Origin of the sequence: Mesorhizobium sp., assembly GCF_004963255.1 — a bacterium.
Classification (GTDB): Bacteria; Pseudomonadota; Alphaproteobacteria; order Rhizobiales; family Rhizobiaceae; genus Mesorhizobium.
The window spans coordinates 71,690-93,444 of sequence record NZ_SUGA01000024.1 but is presented as its reverse complement, the minus strand read 5'-3'; the positions used below and the strand labels follow the sequence as shown (position 1 = coordinate 93,444).

The 21,755-nt window shown below is 60.8% G+C and carries 13 protein-coding genes and 2 pseudogenes; 10 read left to right on the top strand and 5 right to left on the bottom strand.

The window, feature by feature from the left end:
* From E5X34_RS22295 to E5X34_RS22285, 3 genes are all read right to left on the bottom strand, one after another.
* The coding region (locus E5X34_RS22295) for an ABC transporter permease subunit (RefSeq protein WP_292568937.1) at positions 1–688 on the bottom strand (688 nt) is incomplete at its 3' end.
* Positions 689–1,729 (bottom strand): ABC transporter ATP-binding protein, encoded by a 1,041-nt coding sequence (locus E5X34_RS22290; RefSeq protein WP_292568935.1) that lies wholly within the window; start codon positions 1,727–1,729, stop codon positions 689–691.
* A gap of 77 nt (positions 1,730–1,806) precedes the next feature.
* Entirely contained in the window at positions 1,807–2,676 is an 870-nt protein-coding gene (locus E5X34_RS22285) for an extracellular solute-binding protein (protein WP_292568933.1), read from the bottom strand.
* Here E5X34_RS22285 and E5X34_RS22280 point away from each other — a divergent pair.
* The 10 genes and pseudogenes from E5X34_RS22280 to E5X34_RS22235 all read left to right on the top strand — a co-directional run bounded on the left by E5X34_RS22280 (position 2,647) and on the right by E5X34_RS22235 (position 13,659).
* Entirely contained in the window at positions 2,647–3,366 is a 720-nt protein-coding gene (locus E5X34_RS22280; RefSeq protein ID WP_292568931.1) for a hypothetical protein, read from the top strand. The two genes, E5X34_RS22285 and E5X34_RS22280, sit on opposite strands and share 30 nt — an antisense overlap.
* A 537-nt stretch (positions 3,367–3,903) precedes the next feature.
* Positions 3,904–4,227, top strand: coding sequence for a DUF736 domain-containing protein (locus E5X34_RS22275; RefSeq protein ID WP_278164566.1), 324 nt, complete (start codon positions 3,904–3,906; stop codon positions 4,225–4,227).
* Between the two features lie 168 nt (positions 4,228–4,395).
* Entirely contained in the window at positions 4,396–4,641 is a 246-nt protein-coding gene (locus tag E5X34_RS22270; protein ID WP_292568928.1) for a helix-turn-helix domain-containing protein, read from the top strand.
* Positions 4,638–5,186 carry a S26 family signal peptidase gene (locus E5X34_RS22265; protein ID WP_292568926.1) on the top strand — a complete coding sequence of 183 codons (549 nt, stop codon included), beginning with the start codon at positions 4,638–4,640 and terminating at the stop codon, positions 5,184–5,186. The genes E5X34_RS22270 and E5X34_RS22265 overlap by 4 nt, the downstream gene beginning before the upstream one ends.
* Complete coding sequence (locus E5X34_RS22260) at positions 5,174–5,857, top strand: lytic transglycosylase domain-containing protein (protein WP_292568949.1); 684 nt, start codon at positions 5,174–5,176, stop codon at positions 5,855–5,857. The genes E5X34_RS22265 and E5X34_RS22260 overlap by 13 nt, the downstream gene beginning before the upstream one ends.
* Before the next feature lie 187 nt (positions 5,858–6,044).
* Positions 6,045–8,012 carry a relaxase/mobilization nuclease RlxS gene (gene rlxS / locus E5X34_RS22255; RefSeq protein ID WP_292568923.1) on the top strand — a complete coding sequence of 656 codons (1,968 nt, stop codon included), beginning with the start codon at positions 6,045–6,047 and terminating at the stop codon, positions 8,010–8,012.
* Between the two features lie 204 nt (positions 8,013–8,216).
* Positions 8,217–9,166, top strand: a pseudogene (locus E5X34_RS22250) (DUF1403 family protein).
* A gap of 56 nt (positions 9,167–9,222) precedes the next feature.
* Positions 9,223–9,824, top strand: a pseudogene (locus tag E5X34_RS22245) (SMC-Scp complex subunit ScpB); the annotation flags it as partial.
* A 393-nt stretch (positions 9,825–10,217) separates the two neighbouring features.
* The gene (locus E5X34_RS22240; RefSeq protein ID WP_292568921.1) at positions 10,218–11,300 is read left to right on the top strand and encodes an ATP-binding protein; all 1,083 of its coding nucleotides are present in this window, start codon (positions 10,218–10,220) and stop codon (positions 11,298–11,300) included.
* On the top strand, positions 11,206–13,659 hold the full coding sequence (locus E5X34_RS22235; protein ID WP_292568919.1) for a S8 family peptidase: 2,454 nt from the start codon (positions 11,206–11,208) through the stop codon (positions 13,657–13,659). Before E5X34_RS22240 ends, E5X34_RS22235 begins: the two co-directional genes overlap by 95 nt.
* A 119-nt stretch (positions 13,660–13,778) precedes the next feature.
* Here the strand turns inward: E5X34_RS22235 and E5X34_RS22230 are convergent, their stop codons facing one another.
* Positions 13,779–19,967: a hypothetical protein gene (locus E5X34_RS22230; RefSeq protein WP_292568917.1), complete on the bottom strand. Its 6,189-nt coding sequence runs from the start codon at positions 19,965–19,967 to the stop codon at positions 13,779–13,781.
* 594 nt (positions 19,968–20,561) lie between these two features.
* Positions 20,562–21,485 carry a nucleotidyltransferase and HEPN domain-containing protein gene (locus tag E5X34_RS22225; RefSeq protein WP_292568947.1) on the bottom strand — a complete coding sequence of 308 codons (924 nt, stop codon included), beginning with the start codon at positions 21,483–21,485 and terminating at the stop codon, positions 20,562–20,564.
* Between the last annotated feature and the right edge of the window lie 270 nt (positions 21,486–21,755).

Below are 21,755 nucleotides of genomic sequence, written 5' to 3'. Positions count from 1 at the left end.
GGGGCGGGCCTACAATCCCTGGAATGGCGTAAGCGCCCATTGACCCGATAAAGGTCAGCAGGATAGCCGCTGTGATTCCCGGCATTGCGAGCGGTATTTCGATCGACATAAAAGTTCTAAATCGTGACGCGCCGAGGGTTCGGGAGGCGTTCCGCAGATCTTCTGGTATAGAGGCGAATGCGCTCGTCAAGATGAGCGTCATAAACGGAACCTGCTTCCACATCATAGCAAGGATTACACCTACGCCTTGGTCATCTCGAACCAACCTCGGGAGTGTAATGCCTAGCGGTGCAAGTGCGCGGTCGGCAAAGCCCCCGCGCTCGAACACCACAAGAGCCATCAACCCGACGATAATGCCAGGTACCGCCAAGGGCATTTTATACAGCCCGCTGAATAGCTTACTGCCCAAGAATTGCGTCCTGAGGAGGAGGGCCAGCGGGATCGAGACAAGAAGCGAACTGATCACTGGCGCAACGCCATAATAAACCGATATGGAGAGAGCCCTTAGTACTGTTTGGCGCGAAAATATCCGGACATACCAATTCAGTGTGAAGGCACCGTTGTCCAGCTGAAAGCTACCAATGAGCGCTGACAGAAGCGGCCAACCGAAGAAGAGCAGAAGATAACCGGCTCCTGGCAATAGCAGGAGCGCAACGATGAGCCGCTGATCGCGCAGGGTCGCCTGCATTCAGTTTGCCTTCCTGTTGGCGTCGCCCTCGATAACATGCACCGGTCCCACGAAATTGAGAGCGACACGACTGCCGACATGGACCAGAGCCGAGGCGCCCGACTGACTGACTTTGATCTGTGTCTCCCCGATGCGAACTGAATAAAGGGCAGTCGGTCCCATGAAAGAGACCGCCGTGACAGAGCCTACCCCGTCGTCGTCCGAAATGATCGCAATGTCTTCCGGCCTAGCGGAAACCTGTACCTTCCCAAAAGCATCTTTGTCGCAGCTAATTTCCTGTCCCCACGGCAACTTCGCTCGATGATCGCCCGCGTCGGCCGTCAGTAGATTCGTCTGGCCAAGGAAGCCGGCGGTGAATGCTTTCTTAGGCGCGCGGTAGAGCTCTAGCGGTGTGCCGATTTCGAGCACACGACCTGCATCCATGACGACGATCCGATCCGACATGGCCATCGCCTCGGACTGATCATGTGTGACATAGATGCTTGTTGCGCCGATGCGGCGATGCAAGGCCACCAATTCATGGCGAAGCGTGTCCCGAAGTTTGGCATCTAGGTTCGACAATGGCTCGTCGAAAAGAAGCAGAGCTGGCTGCATCACGATAGCACGTGCCAATGCCACTCGCTGCTGCTGCCCCCCAGACAATTGCCGCGGCATGCGGTCCAACAGACCTGAAAGATTGCAGATCTCAACGGCGTGGGCCAGGCGCCGCTCACGCTCGGATTTCGGCACCTGCTTCATCTTGAGCCCAAAGCTCAGATTCTTCAGTACGGTCATGTGTGGGAAGAGCGCATATGACTGAAAAACCATCGCGATGTCACGCCGTTCCGGTGGAAGCGCGTCTATCTGTTGTCCCGACAAATGAATCTCGCCTGCACTTGCGCGGCTAATTCCCATCAAGATTCGGAGCAGCGATGACTTCCCGCAGCCGGACGGCCCCAGTATTGTGACGAATTCCCCGCGATCTACCGAGATCGAAATGTCATCCAAAACCCGAAGTGCGCCATAGTCCTTCGCAACGCCAACGATGTCTAGTTCGCTCATAACATTTCCAGCCCTTTGAACCGAATTAACGCTGTCCGCCGGAGCCGCGATTCCAGCGGACACGTTTATCTTCAACACTATTGGTTCAGGACTTTTTCTTCTAAAGCGTCGGCAAGCGCCCCAGCCATGATGGTGAATCCTGGCTTCCGAAGTCTTGGGAACACGTCGTTTGGAAGGACGTGCAAGCGAACATCATCCGGGATGAGGTCACCGTTAACGTCAGCCCGCGGAGACCTCGAAACCTTATGTTCAAGCTTAAAAGTCTGGAATTCCTTTCCAGCTGCCATATCAATGAACAACATCGCAGCCGCTACATGCTTGGCGTCGGCGGGGATGAACATCGAGTCCCCCGTTCCGACTTCGCCTTTGTCCAAAAGTGTTAGTCGGATAGTATCAGGTAACTGCTTGTTGTTCAGAAATGTCATGACCTGATCTTCCCACACGGTTCCGATATAGATCTCTTGGTTGTTCATCAGGTTGAGAGTGTCGGCATTGCCGTTGGTAAGTTCAGCCACCTTGAACATTCGACGATAGTAATCCCATACAGGGTTTAGGCACTCGGAAGTTGACGCCCAGTCCTCAGCTTGTTCGGGGGTGACTGACGTATTGGTGAGTTGCTCGTGACATGTGCCGACCAAATAGTTAAGCGCCACCGAGTAGAGAAAGCCGCTGCCAGAACCACCTTTTGTAGGCAAGGTTATACCCAGCCGCTTGGGGTTCGCCTCGGCCCAGGCTAGCAAATCATCAAAGGACTTAGGCACCGTCGCTGGCTTTACGAAAGCGGAGTTGTAACCGATCGCTGTCTGGTTCAGATGAATGAGCGGATAGCTGCCGCGCGGCGCGCCCGCACGGCAGGCGAGGCCGGCGAGGAAGCCGAAACGCCGGCAAAGCCATCGCGCCCGGAACTCAGCGGACCGATGCAGAACTATATCGACCTGCATCGTCATGCCGCCGTGCGCACGGCGTTGCTCGACCATCCGGGTGTCGCGCTGCGTCTGATGGTAGCCCACGCCATCGTCGGTTCCGGCCTGTGGACGGTGCGCGTCGAGCCGCAGCGGGCAGCCAACGAAGCGATCGCCGCCAGCATCGCCGCCAGCAAGGCGCAGGTGACTTTTGCGGGGACGCAACGTGAGATTTTGGCTTTGCTCGGCACGCTGGACGAGGACGGGTCGGTCGCCGGCGGCAGTGGTGACGACTTCGCGCTGGCGAGCGTCTTTGCCCGTCTGCTGGCGCTGTCCGACGAAGATGTCGGGCGTATTCTCGCGCTGGTCATGGCCGAAACGCTTTCCGCCGGCAGCGCCATCGTCGAGGCGCTCGGCAACCAACTGGGCCTCGACATGCGCGGCTGGTGGCAGCCTGACGACGCGTTCTTTGACCTGTTGCGTGACAGGCAAGTCGCCAATGAAATGCTTGCCGACATCGGCGGCAGGCATGTCGCGGACGGCAATTCCTCGGAAAAGGTGAAGACGCAAAAGAAGATCATTCGCGACTTCCTGTCGGGCGAGAACGGCCGCGAACCAGTCGATGGCTGGCTGCCCCGCTGGATGGCGTTCCCGGTGTCGAGCTACACCGGACGCGGCGGCTTCCGCACCGCCGATCAGTGGGCGAAGGTCCAGATGCTGTTCGTGTCCGAATGATCATTGGCACGGGCGGGCGGCGAGGTGTGGAACGTCGCCGCTCGTCCGTCTGCCGGGCTGCATCGCGCGCCCGGCAAAGCCTTCCCGACAGCGCAGCGCCGGTCCCTTCTCAGCCGAACGCACTGCCAATCGTCTCCCCGAAAACACCCGGCCCGGTGATGGCAATCTGGCGCTTGCTGCCTGGGCACCATGGCGATGCCGGCACGGCGCCAAGCTCTTGTCCCATCGCCGCCTCGACCTCTGCCTGGCTGCGGCGACCGCGCCTGGCTGTCTCCAATGCTTGGCACCCAGGACCATTCCCCTGCCGCTGGCTTGATGACCTATGGGCGGATCCGGCCCGCCCGAAACCCTCGGCCATCAGCTTTTTTCCCCGCCGCCTGCGGCGGCTCCTCGCGCCCGCTTCGCTGCAAAAAAGCTGCCCGCTCGGGTCCTTCGCTGCCGCTTCGGCCCTATGGGTTCGCGCGGGCCGGACGCGCCCATCACGGTCAGCCATCGCAGGGGAATGGTCCCCGGGCGACAAGCAAAGGAGACTTTCAAATGACCGCGATCGGATACGTCACCAAGCAGGAGAACGGCGGCTACAAGGGCCAGCTCAAGACGCTCAGCGTCCGCGCCGACATCGCCATCGTGCCCAATCAGGCCAAGAGCGCCGACAGCCATCCCGACTTCCGGGTGCTCACGCAAGGCGTCGAGGTCGGCGCCGGCTGGATCAGGACCGGCGAGGCTTCCGGCAAGGACTATGTGAGCCTGTCGATCGCAGCCCCGGAGTTCGGCCCGAGAAAACTCTACGCCAATCTCGGCCGCGCCGCCGGCCAGGATGACGACGACACCTACGCCATCATCTGGAACCCGGCCGACTGACGGCCACAACTCCCGAAGCCCCCGCGCCCCGGCGCGGGGGCTCTTTGATCCGAACAACGCGCGACCGAAGGGCGGCGAAAACTCCCGGCCCACTCTTCGCCCGTCCCGCAGACGCACCCCTTCGCCGATCCTCGCTTCCGTCTTTCAGCACGCGAAACGAGGATCATCATGGACGACGAAAACGAACGCGCCGCCCGCGCCAAGAAGGGCAGTCCGTTTCTCAATACCGCGCAGGCCGCCTTCTATGTCGGCCTGTCCCAGCGGACTTTGGAGAAGATGCGGCTTACGGGCCACGGCCCGCAATTTCGCAAGCACGGCCGCTTCGTCCGCTATCACATCGACGAGCTCGACGCCTGGTCGAAGGGCCGGCCGCAAGGCTCCGATGCCGGTGACAATCGCGGAGGCCGGTCATGATGGCGCGGCCTTCCCTCCACCTGATCGGCAGCGGCTTGCGGCGCTCGCGAGCGCGCAAGACCCTCGCCGCTGTAAGCATCGGCTTGGTTCTGATCGGCTTCAGCGCCTTCGCCAAACCGGCCCCGATCCTGATCTGGAACGCCTCGGCCAGCGCGCCGGTTGGACTCTATGGCCTTGGCCTAGGCGCGGCGCGCACCGGCGATTTCGTGCTTGTCCGCATGCCAAAAACGGTTGGCCAGCTCGCCGATCAGCGCGGCTATCTGCCCCGCGGCGTGCCGCTGGTGAAGCGGGTCGCGGCACTCCCCGGCGAGCATGTCTGCGCCTTCAATGACGCAATCATCATCGGCGGCAGGATCGCCGCCCGCCGCCTGAAAACCGACAGCAAGGGCCGCCCGTTGCCGTGGTGGAACGGATGCCGGCCGCTCGCCAGCGACGAGGTTTTCCTGATCAATGGCGCGGCTCCCGACTCTTTCGACAGCCGGTATTTCGGGCCGGTGCCGGCCGCAAACATCGTCGGGAGGCTCGTGCCGCTATGGACCGAGTGATCCTCCTGGTGCTTGGCATGATCGCTGCCGCGCCATACGCCTGTTCCGCCTCGACCGGCGCCCCGGTCGCCATCTCCTTGAGTCCGCAGCTTGGAAAGTGGCATCGGTTTGTATCGGAAGCAAGCCAACGTTTCCGTGTTCCCGAAAGCTGGATCTACGCCGTCATGGACGCAGAAAGCCGTGGGCAAACCATGCTCAACGGGCGGCCGATCACATCGCGCGCCGGCGCAATCGGCTTGATGCAGGTGATGCCCGGCACCTATGAGGACCTGCGCATCGCGCATGATCTCGGGGCCGATCCGCAAGATCCGCGCGACAACATTCTGGCCGGGACCGCCTATCTGCGCGCCATGTTCGATCACTTCGGTTTCCCGGGTCTGTTCGCGGCTTACAACGCCGGGCCGGATCGCTATGAGGCGCATTTGCAGCGTGGGAAACCGCTGCCGAGAGAGACGGTTTTGTATCTCGAGCAGCTCGAGGCGGCAGGCGTTTCTGCCGACGACATGGAGGCGTTCAAACGCAAATCCCGCCCGGCGAAGGCGCCGAAAGTGCCCTCCGGGCGCGAGCTGCTTTTCCTGAAAGATCGCGTTCCCGGGAGCGGTTCGAGCGGCGGAATTCTGGTGCCGCTCGGGCCTCGGCCGGCGGGATCGTCGCGGCCGGACGGTCGGTGAAGCCAGGCGCTAGTGTGCACCGGGGCGGGGGCGGAAGGCCGGGTTGGCGAAGGCAAGATAAAGGTACCGCCTCCGAGAGGCGGCTAAGTATCTGTCTGCACATCGTTTTCCAAGGAGGCTGCCGGCGGCGCGAGGAGGGTGTAGTGCGCAAGCGATTGATCTTGCTGCAGTTATCCGGGAGGCTGGTGTGACCGACGACGAGTTCAGGCCGAAACTGGGCAAAATCGGGTCGCGCGGATCGAAAGCGGGAAAGCGCTTTGCCGGTCAGGTCCAGGCGGCGATCAACCGAGCTGGCGGCAAACACATAGATGGCGACCGCTTCAATGGTAGCCGCGCCGGGCGCGGAGGTGCGGCGGCCGCGCTGCTCAAATCGCGAGACCGCCATGCGGCTTTCCGACAGCGGCGCGTCGTCGTCAAGGCACGGGTTGTCAAGTTGGTCGGCAAGGGTGGCGACGGGGCGCGTGCGCACCTGCGCTATCTACAGCGCGATGGCGTCACTCGGGAGGGGTCGCCAGGTGAGCTATACGGCTCCGGCAAGGACCGGGTCGACGGCAAGGAGTTCCTCGACCGCGCGAATGGCGACCGGCATCAGTTCCGTTTCATCGTCGCCGCCGAAGACGGCATTGAGTACGACGATCTCAAGCCACTGACCCGGCGCCTTATGGCTCAGATGGAAGAGGATCTCGGCACCAAGCTCGATTGGGTTGCCGTCGATCATTTCAACACCGGCCATCCGCATACGCACATCATCCTCCGCGGCAAGGACGACCGAGGCGAGAATCTCGTCATCGCGCGCGACTACATCTCCTCTGGTTTGCGAGAGCGCGCGTCCGAGCTGGTGAGTCTGGATCTCGGCCCGCGCACGGATCGCGAGATCGAGCTGCGCCTGCGCCAGGAGATGGAGCAGGAACGTTTCACCAGCATCGACCGGCAGCTGCTGCGCATGCGCGACAACGATGGATTTGTCTCGTTGGATGGCCGCGACGCGTTTCGCCAGACGTTGAATCAAGGCCGTCTGCGCAAGCTTGAGCGGATGGGGTTGGCCGAGGAGGTCGCACCGGGTCGCTGGCGGCTCGACGATGAACTTGAAGCAACGTTACGTCGGGCGGGCGAGCGCGGCGATATCATCAAGACCATGCATCGCGAACTGACCGGCAAGGGACTCGCCCGCAGTCCCGCCGATTGTGTCGTCTACGATGCGGGACAGAATCCCGAGCCGATCGTCGGTCGCGTGGTCGTGCGTGGGCTGTCGGACGAGATAAACGACCGGCACTACCTTATCGTCGACGGTGTCGACGGCAAAAGCCACTACATCTACATCGGCAAAGGCGAGGCCACCGAACCGACGCCCGACAGATGCATCGTCCGTGTCACGCCGCGCAACACGGAGCCCAGACAGGTGGATCGCACCATTGCCGACATCGCAGGGGCGAATGGTGGGCGCTACAACGTCGATATTCATCTGAAGCATGATCCGTCCGCCACTGAACGCTTTGCCGAGACGTATGTCCGGCGGCTGGAAGCGATCCGGCGAGCCACCGGCGGCTTGGAGCGCCAGCTGGACGGCACTTGGATCATCGCGCCGGACCATCTCGATCGGGCCTCCCATTACGAGCGCCAGCGGGCGATGGCGGAGCCTGTCGTTGTCGAGAAGCTCTCATCGATGCCGTTGGAAAAGCAGGTCGGCTTCGAGGGCGCCACTTGGCTGGACAGCGCGGTGGTTTCCGAAACGCCGAAGACCTCGCGCAACGCCGGTTTTGGCCGCGAGGTGCGAGAGGCGCAAACTCGACGACAGCAGTGGCTGATCGCGCAAGGCCTCGCCCATGAAGAACAGGACAGGGTCGTCTATCGCGCCAACATGATTTCGATCTTGCGCCAGCGCGAGCTGAACCGCGTCGCCGGTCAGCTTTCAAGCGAGCTCGGCCTCTCCTATTTCGAAGCGAAGCCTGGCGATCGACTGGAAGGCAAGATGATCCGATCGGTCGAGCTCGCCAGCGGGAAATACGCCGTCATTGAAAAGTCGCGTGAGTTCACTCTCGTGCCGTGGCGGCCAGTGCTTGAACGACATGTCGGAAAGGAGGTCTCCGGGATCATGAGTGGCGAGGGGATTTCATGGACCATCGGACGGCAAAGGAGCGGACCGACTGTTTCGTAACTGCTTGCACTAGCCGCCGCCGGTATTTGGCCTAAGAGGATGCAGTCGATGTCAGAAATTAGCCGACAAATCTAATTAGACCGAGCATACGGTAGGTAAACGATTGATAAGGCAACTTATCATTCGTTTTGTTGCGCCGACAAGCTGTGCGTTTTTGGCCAAAAATCATCGCCAAAAGCGCACGGCCGCTTTACCCTCGAAAGCATGATTCGCCTCGATCCCGCGACCGCCAATCCGTCCGTCCCGCCCACCGTTCCGGCCTGGGCGCTCGCAAGCGGCGGCGCGCCCAGCGACGCCGACGCCGCCTTCCAGGCCGGCGCCGCGCTGGCTGCGCTCGACACGCTTGCCCGAGCACAGCCTGCCTGGGCCGGCGCCTGGCGCCAGCGGCTGGCGCTCAAATGCGCCGCCGCCCCGATGCGGCTCGCCGGCCGCGCCGAGGGTGAAGCCAGCTTGCGCGATGCCTGGCAGCTTTGCCCGGCCGGCGCCGATCCAGGTCCCGCCGGCGCCATTTTTGGCGCCTGGCGCCAGCTGGCGCTGCAGCCGCCGGCGGTCAGCGCCGATCGACTGGCAAAAGTGGCCGAGATGCTCGGGCTCGCCTGGGACGACGCGGCGCTCGCCGACCTGTTCACAAAGATCGAGGACGTAGCAGGCTCGCAGCGGCCGGCGCCGCGGGGGCGATCGCCGCCCACGTCGTCGCCATGCTCCCCGATGCCGAGATGTTCGCCTGGTGGCTCGCCGACCTGATGCTGGCGCAAGGCCTGCGCTGGCCGCGGCCGCTGCCGCTGTTGATGGCGCAGGCCTTTGGCCCGGCTTTCCGCACCGAGGCCGGCGGCGGCAAGCGCATCCGACTGGGTGAAACAGGTTTCGAGCGCACGGTCTGCCTTGCGCTGGTTCAAGGGGCGGCCGAGGCCTGCAGGCTGGCGGCCGAGCTGTCACGCTGCGCCGAAAAGCTTCTGGCGGTGGCGCCAAAACTGCGCGCGAAAGGCGCCGGCGACGTGATTTTTTTGCTGCTCAATGAAGATGCCGTCCTCGGGTCGCTGACGACAAAAAACCTGTCGCGCTTCGCCGCGCGGCGGCTGTTTGAACGGCTGCAGCAGCTCGAGGCCGTGCGCGAGCTGTCTGGCCGTCCCAGCTTCCGGCTGTTTGGGCTGTAGCGATGAGCGAGGCCGCCCGTTCCGAGCACCCGCGAGAGAAGGGTGGTGTCCAGCGAATGCTGGTCGACTCCGAGCTCGAGCACCTGCCGCCGGAACTGCGCTGGCGCGAATGGATGGGCCGCGTCGAAGCAGTGATCTTTGCGGCCAGCGAACCTGTGCCGCGCGAGGTGCTGGCGCGAGTGGTGGGAAGAAGCTGCAATCTCGATCTGGTCATCGACGACATCCGCGCCGAGCTCGCCGGCCGCCCCTACGAACTGGTCGCGGTCGCCGGCGGCTGGCAGCACCGGACCAAGAAGGTCTTTGGCGACGTCATCCACGCCGCCTTCGGCGCGCCGGCGGGGCAGGGTGCAAAGGAGCTGACGCAGTCGGAGGCTCTGTGCTGATGTGCATTGCCTATTTCCAACCGATCACCCGTGGCGAGCTGTCTTCCTTCTTCGGCAAGGAGGTGTCGCGCGACCTGATCGGCGTGCTGCGCGCGCAGGACCTCATCGCCTCAGGGCCGCCCAGCCCGCAGCCGGGCGCGCCCTACACCTATGTGACGACGAAAAATTTCTTGTCGCAGTTCGGGCTCGACACGCTGCGCCAGCTGCCGGATTTCGAGGCGCTCGAGGATGCCGGGCTGCTGTCGAAGGAGAAGCTGCTGGCCGGCGACATCGTGCCCGGCGTTCCTTCCAACTATCAAAGCGCCGCCCCAGAGAGAGGATTGATCGTCCGCTGGCGCGTAGCAACCCCTTGCAGTTGCGTGTCCGAATGTGTGGGGGTTTTTCGGACAAGCGGCAGTCCCGGGCAGAGGCGTTCGTATTTCTCCCTAGAGAGCCCGGACGTTTTCGCGCATAGGGATTTTGCAGCCGGGACTCAATGCGACCGCATTTGCGTCGCAATGCAGGCCGCCGCTGTCGGGAACCGGCAGTAGAGTTGGTGATTTACAAGTGGACCACCTATCAATCCACCTCTGATGCGCTGTCCTGTTAAGAGTCTTTGATTATAGGATGTATGAGAGCGCCGTCCTTGCCATGGTGGCGCTGGCGGGGACTTTGGGAAGGTCATTGCAATGGCATCGGCACAGCAATTGATTGGGCTCGTGAAGAGTCACGCCGAAGGCGACGGGGAAAGGTTCTTCGACCTCGCAATGCAGCTTGCCGCGGCGGAAGAGCAAAAGGGCCATGGCCGCCTGGCGGAGCAACTGAGGCAGTGGGCCGAAGCCGGTCAGCAGCCCGCAAGACCCGTGCGCCCGGCGCCAACCCCGATTGCGGCGCCGCGTGGCGATCTGGCTGCGTTTCTCAGCGCGAGCTACCCCACCACCCGACTCAATGACCTGATCCTGCCTGAGCACATCGAAGATGAGCTGTCGCACATCGTCACCGAAACGCGCATGACCCAGAGGCTGGAGGAGAAAGGCTTGCGGCCGCGCCGACGTGTGCTCCTCGCAGGCCCCCCCGGAACCGGCAAGACACTGACGGCTGAGGCACTCGCCGGTGAATTGAAGTTTCCGCTTTTCACCGTGCTTCTGCATGGTTTGATCACGAAGTTCATGGGAGAGACAGCTCAGAAACTGCGGATGATTTTCGACGCCGTCCGCACCATTCGTGGCATTTACCTGTTCGATGAAATCGATGCGCTGGCAGCGTCGCGCGGATCGGAGAACGACATTGGCGAAGCGCGCCGTATTTTGAATTCGTTCCTGCAATTCCTCGACGAGGACACTGGCCCATCGATAGTGGTGGCGACCACCAACCTTCCGGAGATTCTCGACCGAGCGGTTCTGCGCCGCTTCGACCTAGTATTGCCCTATCAACTGCCGGACCCTGAGGCGATCGAGAAGGCAATGCGCCGTCGGCTGCGAGGCTTTGACGTCGATGCCGTCGACTGGGAGGATGTGGTTGAACACGCCGAGGGTCTTTCCACAGCCGATGTTGTGGCGGGAGGGGAAGACGCGGCGCGACGTGCGGTTCTGGGTAATTCAACCGAAATTAGGACCTCCGCGGTGGTCGCGTCCCTCGAGCGCCGCCGGTCACTGCATAGCATAGGGGTGGCAACGCATGCCGAGGGACAAACGGCACTTCATTCTCAACGCACTGTCAAAAAGCGAAAAGTTCAAGCCAAAAGGCCAGCCCACAACAAAGCATCCAAGTGATGTTGCTGATCGAGCCGGTCATGCCCAGGCCCTTCTACAGGCGATCGATCATCTTCCCGACGTAAAGGCGGAAGGAACCGCAGGCGTATATCTCGATGTCGCTGGAAGGCCGGGCGAGATCATGGCCACCAAAAGCCTCAATGTCAGCGGTTTGTCCCTTCTGCGTTTCGAGGCCGGCCAACCCGCCGCCAACCAACCCGCTCGGGCGACAGTCTTTGCGACGGGCGACGCTCTGACAAAGCTGCGCCAGAAAGTCGATGACTTTGCGACGAAGAACCGTGTGAAGAAGGATGGTACCGAGGGGCGACCCTTCAATGCGGATCTCGTGCAAAGCATTGGCGCCATTGTCGAAGCAGGACTTCGCGCGCTATGGCGTAGTCCTGCCGCAAAGTTTCCCGAAGGCGATGCCGCTGTTCCATGGGAACTGTGGCTGGATAAGACCCAAGCTGCGGGATTCATCGGAAACGCTCCTGAATACGGGGTTGCCGTAGGGGCTGATCGGCTTGAGTTCCCGGAAGACATCGTCGTCATCGGGACCGCCACAAGAGAAGCGCTTGCCTTGGCGCTGCGGCGCCTTGGAGGTGTCCGCGCTCTGGCGGCGCCCACGGTCACCGCCGACTATTTCGACGCAATGCCGATCGAGGAGCAGGCTGACTGGCTCGACAATCTGGCCGGGTGGACGACATTCCAGGTGCTGGACGATCCGGGCTATGTCACGTTGCTCGACAGAGGCGTCAGTCGCGCCCATCCGCTTATTCAGCCTGCCCTCAATGTCGACGACAGGCATGCCGCCAATCCTGCCTGGGATGTTGGGGACTTCGTCGGTCACGGCACGCAACTTGCGGGGCTGGCGCTCTATGGCGACTTGACCGTAGCCCTGCAGACGATGCAGCCGATCGAGATCCGGCAGCGGCTGGAGTCGGCAAAGATCATACCGGACGCGGGTCACAATCCCCATCACCTGCTTGGGGCATTGACCCGCGCCGGGATCAACGCGGCGGAACGCACCGGCGATCGGCGTCGCACCTACGCCATGGCGAGCACGACAGAGGAAGATACGCCGCATGATGGCGCTCCCACATCATGGTCCAGCGAGGTCGATCAGCTGACTGCCGGAGTCTCAGGGATCAAGAAAATTCAGCGACTGATGCTTATCTCAGCCGGAAACACCGTCCAGAACATGTTTGGCAACGCCGGCTACCTCGCGGCCTGTGACCATCCAGACAATGAAATCGAATCGCCGGCCCAGGCCTGGAACGCCATCTGTGTGGGTGCCTATACCGAGAAGAATGTCCTGCCAGCCGGCGAGCCAGGCGCCCCTATCGCGCCGGTTGGAGATCTTGCACCGTCGTCTCGGACCGCGAGCTGGTCCTCGCATTGGCCGCTGAAGCCCGATGTCGTGTTTGAAGGCGGGAACTGGGTGGTCAACGGGCCACCGCCGCCGATGCGGCATCCGGCATTGTCTCTTCTCACCACCGACCACACTTACCCGGCTCGCGCGTTCACGACCTGCGGAGACACCAGCGGCGCAACGGCGCTTGCGGCCAAGGCAATAACGGAACTGTGGTCGGACTATCCAACTCTATGGCCGGAGACGGTCAGAGCGGTGTTCGTTTCGTCGGCTCGTTGGACGCCTCAAATGCGCAGTCATCTGCCTGCAAATCCTGGGAAAGGGCATTTCGGCCTATTGTTCAAGCGCTACGGTTTTGGCGTCCCCGACATGCAAAGGGCGCGCCGCAGCGCTTCCAACGCTTTGACGCTGATGGTGCAGGATAAAATCACGCCTTATCGCTTAAGCGACAATGGTGGTGCGGATCATGTCCATAACGAAATGAGGTTGTTCGAGCTGCCGTGGCCCGTCGAGGCCCTGCGCGGCCTCGTCAACAGCCCTGTCACGCTGAGGGTCGCTCTCAGCACCTTTATAGCGCCGAACCCGTCGGAGCCGGCACGTGGCTCCAAGTTCCGCTATGCCTCGCACAACCTGCGCTTCAAGCTCAATCGGCCAAACGAAAGCCGCGCAGCCTTCATAGCGCGCATCAGCAAGGTTGCCGACCAGACGGATGAAGAGCCCGTCGATGAAGATGATGGCTGGACGTTCGGCCGCAATCGTCGCGACGTCGGATCACTACAGATTGACCAGCTCACCTGCTTTGCGTCAGACCTCGCTCGCCGCAACATCCTGGCCGTCCATCCGGTTGCCGGTTGGTGGAAAACAAGGGCAATTGAGGACCCACACAAACGGTCGGTGCGATTCGCCCTTGTGGTGGAGATCGATGCCAGCGAGGCGGACGCGGATCTCTACGCGGAAGTTCAGCAGGCAATCGAGGCGCTCAATGCGGCGCAGGCGGTCGTCGTCTGAAAATGAATTGGGATAGACCGCCTACCGGCCGATACCCGACCAAAACTAGACGCCAGACGTGATGATGAACCGCAATTGTCTAGTTTAGGAGGGTGGCTTGTCCGAGCGAAAGCAAGCCTCTATCGGCTTCGCAGGAGGTTGATCGCATCCCAAAGCGACCCGGCGGGCTCTGTCTCCAATTGCGCTGCAACCACCTCGAGCAACGCCAGGCAGGCCAACAGGCTTGACGGCCAGGAGTTCGCCAACACTGTGACAAGCTCGGCGAAGCGGGCCATACAGTCATTGAGCGTATCCGAACTGACGGCAGAGAATTCCCAAATGGCTTCGGTCAAGCGGAGGAACGTCGAAACCACCGGCGTCTTCAGTGACAACTCAGAGATGCGCTCACTGGCGTGGTTGTTCAGCGACTGGGTCGCTGCTGCAATCAGCAGCTCACAGAAGGAATTAAGGTCATTATCCTTGCCGAAAAGCTGGGCCCGGTAACGCAGTGCTCCGCCCCAGAGCTTACCATCTTCGGCATTGAAGTCCGGTAAACTATCTGGGCCGGGGATCAGGGAACGCAGCCGTGCTCTGGCGTCGGCATCGATATCGTTCACGCCCAGCATCCAAAGCAGAGGCCAATATCCATTTGCGCCCTCGTTGGCATCGGCATCCGATATTTGCTGCATAAGCAACAAGGCCAGTGCTTGCGGCGAGCGTTCATTCAACGGAGGAGGCAATGCCACCACGCCAGCCGAAGCCAGCGGCACCGCCGGATCCAGGTTGAGCCAACACTTCTTCGGCTCGAATCCGCCACTGGGGAGCCAGAGCTCGGGGTGCGGAAGCCAGCTGTTTCCAACTTGCCTCGCTAGAAGGGTCTGCAACTCGTTACGCTGAGCTTCATTCAAGCCGCCCCCAATGTCCCCGATGGCATGCGCAATGGCTACGCCGGCGATCTCGCGCCAGGTGCCGCCGAAAGGATCCTGTAGGCGGCCGGCGAACAATCGCGATCGGTGAAAGACATCATCGAACCGCTGCTTGAGCAAGCCGTCGATGATGTGCGCCGACTCCTTGGGCTCGGCGCCCTGGCTCTCTAGGATCTCCAGAACGGCGTTCGCGTGTACCCAGAGCAATACCGAGCGTTCCGGTTCCGGAACCTGTTGCCATTCTTGACGTCGAGCGGCGCTACGGAAGGCAAGCCGGAGCAGGGCCTGATGCAACACCCCGTAGTCCTCCCAAGGCTTCACGAGACCGCTGACATCGAGGTCCTGCCGCCCCGACCTGAAGAGTGTCGCGAATAAGGCTGTGCGAACCATCGGCGTGGGACCAGCCAGATCAAGCGCTTTCTCGAAACCAATTTCGTCGACCGCCGAGGCGATGGCGGCTTCGGTGCTGGCGCCGAGTTCAAAAGGAATGCTGCCGATGCGTGCGAGGGCTCCGAGCGGACCGACTTCGTCTCGCAATTGGATGAATGGTTGATGGAGCCAGCCGTCAGCCGTTACGTCGAAAGGCGACGACAGACGCAAGAACTGACGGATGGTATCCGGGTGAGGGGGAAGGAGCAGTTCCTTATCGCTGCTGCGGTTCTTGCTGATTTGCTCCTGCAGTCTGCGCAAGCGCCAGGTCATGGCCCTAGAGCGGGCGTGCTCCAGCAACTCACGCCGTGTTTTGGCATCGGGAATCTCAGCGATTTCCCGAGCGGCCGCGTCGAATTCGGGGCCCGTTAGATCAAACCAGGATGGGTGCCGCTTTAGGGCGCGCAGACGCTGCTCGACATCGCCGGACTCGAGCTCGAGTTGATCGTCCGAGACGGTTGCGGTCTTGTTGCCACTTTTGAACAGGAAGGCCATCGGTCGATCTGGTGCCGGCACCGCGTCTGGGATCATGGCGATGGTGGCCCTGCGTTTGCTACTCAGTATGGGCAGGGTCGACTTGCCAGTTGCATAGGCTTCGGCGATTGCCACATAGAATTGCTCTGCCTCGAACCTGAAGTTCTTGCCGAAACCGATGCTCTCCACTTCACGCAATCCAACCAGGCCGTTTAGCAGTTTGTGTCTCTGCAAGACCCGCCGCCAGTCATCGGGGAACGCATTCAGATAGTCGAGAATCAGGCCGACGAGCATCTCCTGGGTGACATCAGGGTGGCGGCCGTCAAGCTTCCCGAGACCAGCCAGCGCCCCGGCAAGGAAGTCCACCAGCCGTTCCCGAAACTTCGGATGGATCTCAAGCCCGGGTTCGACGATGATTCCCATCACCCATTGAAGGAATCTGGTGCGACGTTCCCGCGCCTGGCGGAGGGAATTGCCCCGAATGTCGAACATTGCGGTAACGACCGAAAGATATTGGAGGAACAACAGCTCCTCCCGACCTTCGACGGTCCGGTTGTCGCGGGGCAGGAACTTTGCCTGCTCAACACGAAGATGGCGCGAGGTCCAATGGGCAGCGGCATTGAGCCGTGCCTCGCCAACACTGCTCCGGCTCCACAACGCGGCAAACACCTTTCCCGCTAGCCCTAGGAGGCGGGATAGGAAGAACAGTTCCGGTTCACCCGGTGCTGCTCCGCCGGCATTGTCGGTGAGGTGGCGCGCGTTCGAGAACTGGACGGCGAAATCCCGTCGAATGGCGTTGAGTTCATCGGTGTCAACGAGTCCGGGGCCGTCCATTGGCGCCGCCAGCAGCGCATCGACGATGGCATCCGCCTTTGGTAGCGCGTAGCCGTAGCCCGTTTCTCGAAGCCGTTTGGTGAGATGAACCCTCTCTGGCTCCCCAATCCTTTGGGACAATCGATCGAGAACATTCGTTACATCGATGATTGTGGCGCTGCCGATCTTGCCGACCAGCGACAATCTCCGATCCTCGGCCCAGATATCGCACGGCTCGCCTTCAGCCGCCCCGATGACGCTGAGAAACAGATGGGCACTGACTCCGGAGTTCTTGAGGTCGTCACGATCCCGATGATTGACCGGGAGGAACTGCCAAGTGCCGGCATCGGCTTTGCGAGCCACCAGCCGCCTCAGCTCTGTGATCTTGTCGGCCAGTGCCCGTCCCTCGAGATGCTCGTCGAATCCTCCAAGCCACCGATCCTTACTTTGCGGATCGACTCTCAACGCGACATCCTTCACAAGCCGATCAAGAAGCCCAATGCGTTGCAGCGTGACGAGGTCCCCCGGCGACACGACGAGCTCTAGGGGACAGGTTTGGGGCGCCACGGTTTCGACCGGTGGCAGCGATAGTGAGCCCAGTGCTTTGTCCGCGAGCCCGCGGTCCAGGCCACGGGCAACCAAGTGCGCAAGTAAGCTTGCGAGTGGAACATCAAACAGTGCTGTGTCGTCACTGGGTTCGATGATCAGGCGCCGAACGGTGCCGGATGTCGGGGCGCGGGCGAAAACACCGGCTTCGAGCCGCTTCCGAACATCTCGTGCTTCGTCAGACACTTGCCCGAACCGACTGTCGAGCTCGTTCTCCATCGACCGCAATATTTCGGGCGTCTCGTTGGGCAGCAAAATTCGAGCCCAGGAGTGCTCGAGATGCTCCAACAGGCCTAACTCATTGCCCAACAACAGCGCCGTGATGTCGAGGACCAAAACATCCCTCGGGGTCTCGCTTTTCGCACCACGGCTGCCGCTCCGCAGCAAGAACGGTTTGCCTTCGAGCTTGCCGTCATCCATCAACCGCGGTGGTATTGTGAAAGGTTTGTGAAAGAACCAAGCCAAGTCAGCTGGCCGTCCGTCGAAAACTAGGTGCAATGGTATTTCACTGTTGAGCCATCTTTCCGTCAGGTTCGCATCGGCCCTCTCACGACGGTCGGCATTGTCGCGCGCAAACCGGATCGCCTCTTCCACGCTGTTGATGACGATGATGCCGGATGGCTCGGCATCGGGTCCGAACAGCCGTGGCATGATGACTCGTGCCGCAGCCTGAACACCAAGCTGATTGACGAGGGCGAGTGCGTCGGGAAGCAGTTTGTGATTAAGACGTTCGAAGGAAATGCCCTCGAGCAGACGTCGTGCCAACTCTGGATCTTCGTATTTGAGCTCGGCTGCGATCCTGAGTAGTGCCGTAGCCGAACTCTCGGCCGGGGCTTGTCGGCCGCGAATGACCGCTGCCGCGCCGGTCACGTCGCCGATCCGCAGGCGCATCAACGCAACTTCAAACGCCAGCTCGTTGCTGTTGTTATCGGCTCGCATCTCTTCGAGCGCCCGCAGTGCGAGGCTGGCATCTCCAAGCAATAGCCGCGAGTTCGCTACCAGAACTCCCAGGTCAGTAGGTAGTCGCGACTCGTGGAATGTGCTGGCTTGTTCGTTCGCCAGTGCGACGACATCACTGTGTAAATTGAGAGCAAACGCTGCCCGTAGCGCTATTTCCGAGGAATGTGAAGTTCCGAAAGCCAAAAGAGAAGCGCGGCGCTTATTGACCTCGAACCACTTGCCGTTGAGCGCCAACGTCTCGAACGCCGCCAACTGCATATCGGCCGCAAGGGCGCCCGTATCGAGCATCACCAGCAAGCCATCGGCGTTCCCGTCGCTTCTGATTTTGCTCAGCGCCTCGTTGAATTGCAACGTCTGGCTGTCACCGCCTTCCCCAGTAAGCAAGCCAATCCAGTAGTCCACAATCTTGAGGTCAGCATCGTCGCTGAAAAGCTTTCGGTGCCTCTGCAGCGCGGAGATAGCGCGGCTCTTGGCTCCGCGCGTAAAGATCAGGTAAGCGATGGCGGCAGCATGCGAGGCGTCGCCGCACCCATTCTTTAGTTGGGCATTCAAAGCCCGCACGACCCCCTCTTGATCGAAAGACAAGCCGGCGGAAGTTGCCCAGACCACCGCGCCCGGATGCGGATTGTCCCCGGAAAGAAGTACTGCAGCGAATCGCCCGGCCTCAGTGAAGCGAGCTGGGTTCAGGATCAGGCACGCAAGCCGCCAGACCTGAAGGTCCGCAGCTTGCCCCGGCGTGTCGACGGCGCGCGACAGGATGTCAAAGATGCGCTCGGCCCCATCGAGGGCATCGCGAGCGTCCTGGGTGTCGCGCACCAATCCCGCTGGGATCGGGTTGGGAAAGGTCGACAGTGTCGGCTCGACCTTGTCACTGAGCGCGAAGTTGAATCGAACAACCGCCGCTGCCCACTGGACCGCAAACTGGCGCGGCGCCAAATGCTCCACTGCGGAAATGGTCGCCAAGGCAGTCGGTCGGTCGTGCCAAAGCTGGGCGATCGAACGAAGACGCCCTGGTTCGTAGGCATCGTCGGTCGGTGAGGTGTTTGGCCAAGCATCGATAACGGCAATAGCCTCGGCCGGCCTTTCGAGCTCAAGGAGGAGCCCGGCACGGACGCCAGCCTCAGAAGAGGTAGCGGGGTTGTCAACGAGTTTCAGGGCGAAGGCAGCATCCGCCTCCAGTCGCGCGATGAGCACCGAGGGCGTACGGTCGGAAGCGGGCGCATAGGCATCCGCCTCGCCATAACAGGATTTTGCGAGCGCAAGATCATTGTTCCGGATCGCCAGCGACCCTTCCGCTCGAAGGAACTTCGCCTTTACGTCCGGTGAGAGCATGTCCCACGACAGCCGGTCAGCCTTCAGACTACCGACCAGAGAACGCAGCGGCTTGTTGATGCCCTCGCGGAGCCGCTGAAGAGCATCTTCGAGTTGGTTTGCTATCGCATCACCCAGGCGCTGCCGCACCGCATCTGCGACCCCGCTCAATGACTGGGCCGCCTGCGCGGTTGCGGTGGAATTGGCCGTTGACCCGCTAGGAATTGGCAAGTTCGCCCTTGCCGCCAGAGTCGTAGCTGCGCCGATCGCCTCCAGCCAGCCGGGGTGGAAGAACTTCGCGATCGCATGCGGTATCGGCCTGAGCTTGTCGGTGAGCTTTTTCAGCCCCCAAACCTCATAACCAATGCCCAGCGCTTTGAACCGAGCGCTTTCGACCGCAATTTGTGCGTTGAGGCGGTCATCATTGAGTTCGACCGAGACGGCAAGGACGAACCGCTTGACACCCTTTTCCTTCCAATGCCCGCCGATGTGGTCGAGGAAGTCGTTGCTCCACGCCTTTAGTTTAGCGGGCTGGATGCGCCGATAGCACTTGCACGAAATGACCAGCACTGGTTTCTGGTCATCCGAGAAGCCCTCAATATCCACGCCGAATTGCTCCACACCCGACGTTCGCTTCAGCTCGGCGCGAATGATTCCCGGTTCTTTTTCCGATACGTCCGCAAGGATCTCCTCGAAATCCTCGTCGTGCATCTCGTGGAGGGGCAGACGCCGCTGATTTGGCGCAGGCGGCAATGACCGAAGCTCGCTGCTTGGCTGACCCTTTTCGGCTTTCGCTTTCTTTCGAGCCATACTCAATCGTTACACATATCTCTGCCGGCGATTTCGATGCCAATCGGCGCCAAGTAAAGTGACTCAGATAGCCTGATTCTCGATTTATGGAGAACATGTTGCCGTCAAGGAGTAAAATCCGCTGCAGCAACGGCCGGCGCCTCGGCTTCTAAAGCTGTTCAGTTCTGTTTAGCGGCAAAGTTGTTGACGAACGCAGGAGCGGCTTCCTCAGCGCAGAGCCCTGCTGGCCAGGTTATCGTCGGCTGGATATTGCTTAAGATCACGACTCGGGCTCAATGGCGCAGATTTGCAATATCGAGCCGCGGTTTGGACCCGATTTCCAAATTATGATCAAACATACTCGCGATTCAAGTCCAAGATTGTAACGCTAGATGGGATTGCTAGTGTTGTTGCGGCACCTGATGCGTTTGCCTTGTTTACGCATTGCAAAATGCCGATCGCCAAGCTCGGACAGACGTTCAGCCAAGGGTGGTCGAGACGAGGCTGTCGCGGGCGGCGAACTCGCTGGATATGAGCAAAGCCGGTAGCTCAGTTCGTCGTTTGTTCGTTTAAAGTCGCATAAAGGGCAGTGTGGAACTAACTTATAATTTGCTCTCAACCGGCGCGCCGGGCCGCGCTGCCCGCGTCGTTTTTCAAATTTTCAAGCCACGCGCGGCAGATTGCTTCAACTCGATCAATGAGGTCGGAGACGCGCTCTGCAAGCCACTGAAGGGCTTCGTCCGTGATCTCGAAGTGCCGCGAATAGCGCGCTTTAACATAAGCTTCATTGAGAATGTTGAACCACGCCACAAAGCGTTGTTGATCGCGCGGCCATACTTCTGCCAGTTCTTGGGCCTGATCCTCGGCAAGGCTACGGAGAAATTTTATGTTGTGAGACGCAGGGCTGTAGTTCGTCAGCACCAGCAACAAAGCTCCGTAGGCTTGCTCGATTGATTGATGAAGTAGGAATGCGCTCTCCTTGTAGTCCTTTTCGCCCAGATAGAAAGTAGCACCCTTCGCGAACTTCCTTGCGTGAGGCAAACGGTCCTCCAGATATTCGGTTGCAACCCGAAGGGCGTCGGCCGGCTTAACAGGTATGGGGTTTGTCAGCGGCTCATCGTCAAGCTCATAGAGAAGAATCCCATCGCGACGGATATCCACGAAGAAATATTGACCTTCGCGCAGCGCGGTGTTCACCTCGCGGCGTGAGTGAACGATGAAGCTTACAGGAGTCTCGATCTCCCGCATCAATCGGTCGGCTGCAGCCTGCCAATAACTGGCGAAATCGGTGAGTTTGCGGTTGTTTACCACCACCAGGAGATCGAAATCGGAACGGTATCCCTTTTTGGTATGCGGCTCGTCGACCCAGCCACCGCGGGCATAGGACCCGAAGAGGATGATCTTCAGGATGCGGCCTCGCTTCTTGAAATCGGCCGTTGCGCCCTTTAGCGCGTCGTCGAATTCCTCAAGCAGCACCTCCACCGTCCTGGTCAGCTCACGCTGCTTCGGCGGCGGCAGATGATCGATGCTGGATTTCATAAACAACGGCTGGTTGCCCACTGCATCTGCATAGCTGGAAAACACCACGAATCTCTATAGTGGCCTGTCGGACCAGGCGGAGCAACGCAAATGTCCTTCTGCTTTGTGATGATTTGTTGCGTGTATGTGAACAGCATGACAAAACGCAACATCTTTGCAATGGACCCGTCCTCCCGGCGCCGCGAAAGTTTCATCCATACGCCTCGTTCCCATGGTCCCGGATGACGCCAAAAACCTGCCTCGACCTGACTCTGGGCGACAAGCTCCGCC

What these genes read in the sequence shown, in the direction of transcription:
- E5X34_RS22240 (WP_292568921.1), top strand. Translation starts at nt 10,218, where the DNA reads ATGGCATCGGCACAGCAATTGATTGGGCTCGTGAAGAGTCACGCCGAA.
- E5X34_RS22260 (WP_292568949.1), top strand. Translation starts at nt 5,174, where the DNA reads ATGGACCGAGTGATCCTCCTGGTGCTTGGCATGATCGCTGCCGCGCCA.
- E5X34_RS22285 (WP_292568933.1), bottom strand. Translation starts at nt 2,676, where the DNA reads ATGACGATGCAGGTCGATATAGTTCTGCATCGGTCCGCTGAGTTCCGG.
- E5X34_RS22270 (WP_292568928.1), top strand. Translation starts at nt 4,396, where the DNA reads ATGGACGACGAAAACGAACGCGCCGCCCGCGCCAAGAAGGGCAGTCCG.
- E5X34_RS22290 (WP_292568935.1), bottom strand. Translation starts at nt 1,729, where the DNA reads ATGAGCGAACTAGACATCGTTGGCGTTGCGAAGGACTATGGCGCACTT.
- E5X34_RS22230 (WP_292568917.1), bottom strand. Translation starts at nt 19,967, where the DNA reads ATGGCTCGAAAGAAAGCGAAAGCCGAAAAGGGTCAGCCAAGCAGCGAG.
- E5X34_RS22235 (WP_292568919.1), top strand. Translation starts at nt 11,206, where the DNA reads ATGCCGAGGGACAAACGGCACTTCATTCTCAACGCACTGTCAAAAAGC.
- E5X34_RS22275 (WP_278164566.1), top strand. Translation starts at nt 3,904, where the DNA reads ATGACCGCGATCGGATACGTCACCAAGCAGGAGAACGGCGGCTACAAG.
- E5X34_RS22280 (WP_292568931.1), top strand. Translation starts at nt 2,647, where the DNA reads ATGCAGAACTATATCGACCTGCATCGTCATGCCGCCGTGCGCACGGCG.
- E5X34_RS22225 (WP_292568947.1), bottom strand. Translation starts at nt 21,485, where the DNA reads ATGAAATCCAGCATCGATCATCTGCCGCCGCCGAAGCAGCGTGAGCTG.
- E5X34_RS22265 (WP_292568926.1), top strand. Translation starts at nt 4,638, where the DNA reads ATGATGGCGCGGCCTTCCCTCCACCTGATCGGCAGCGGCTTGCGGCGC.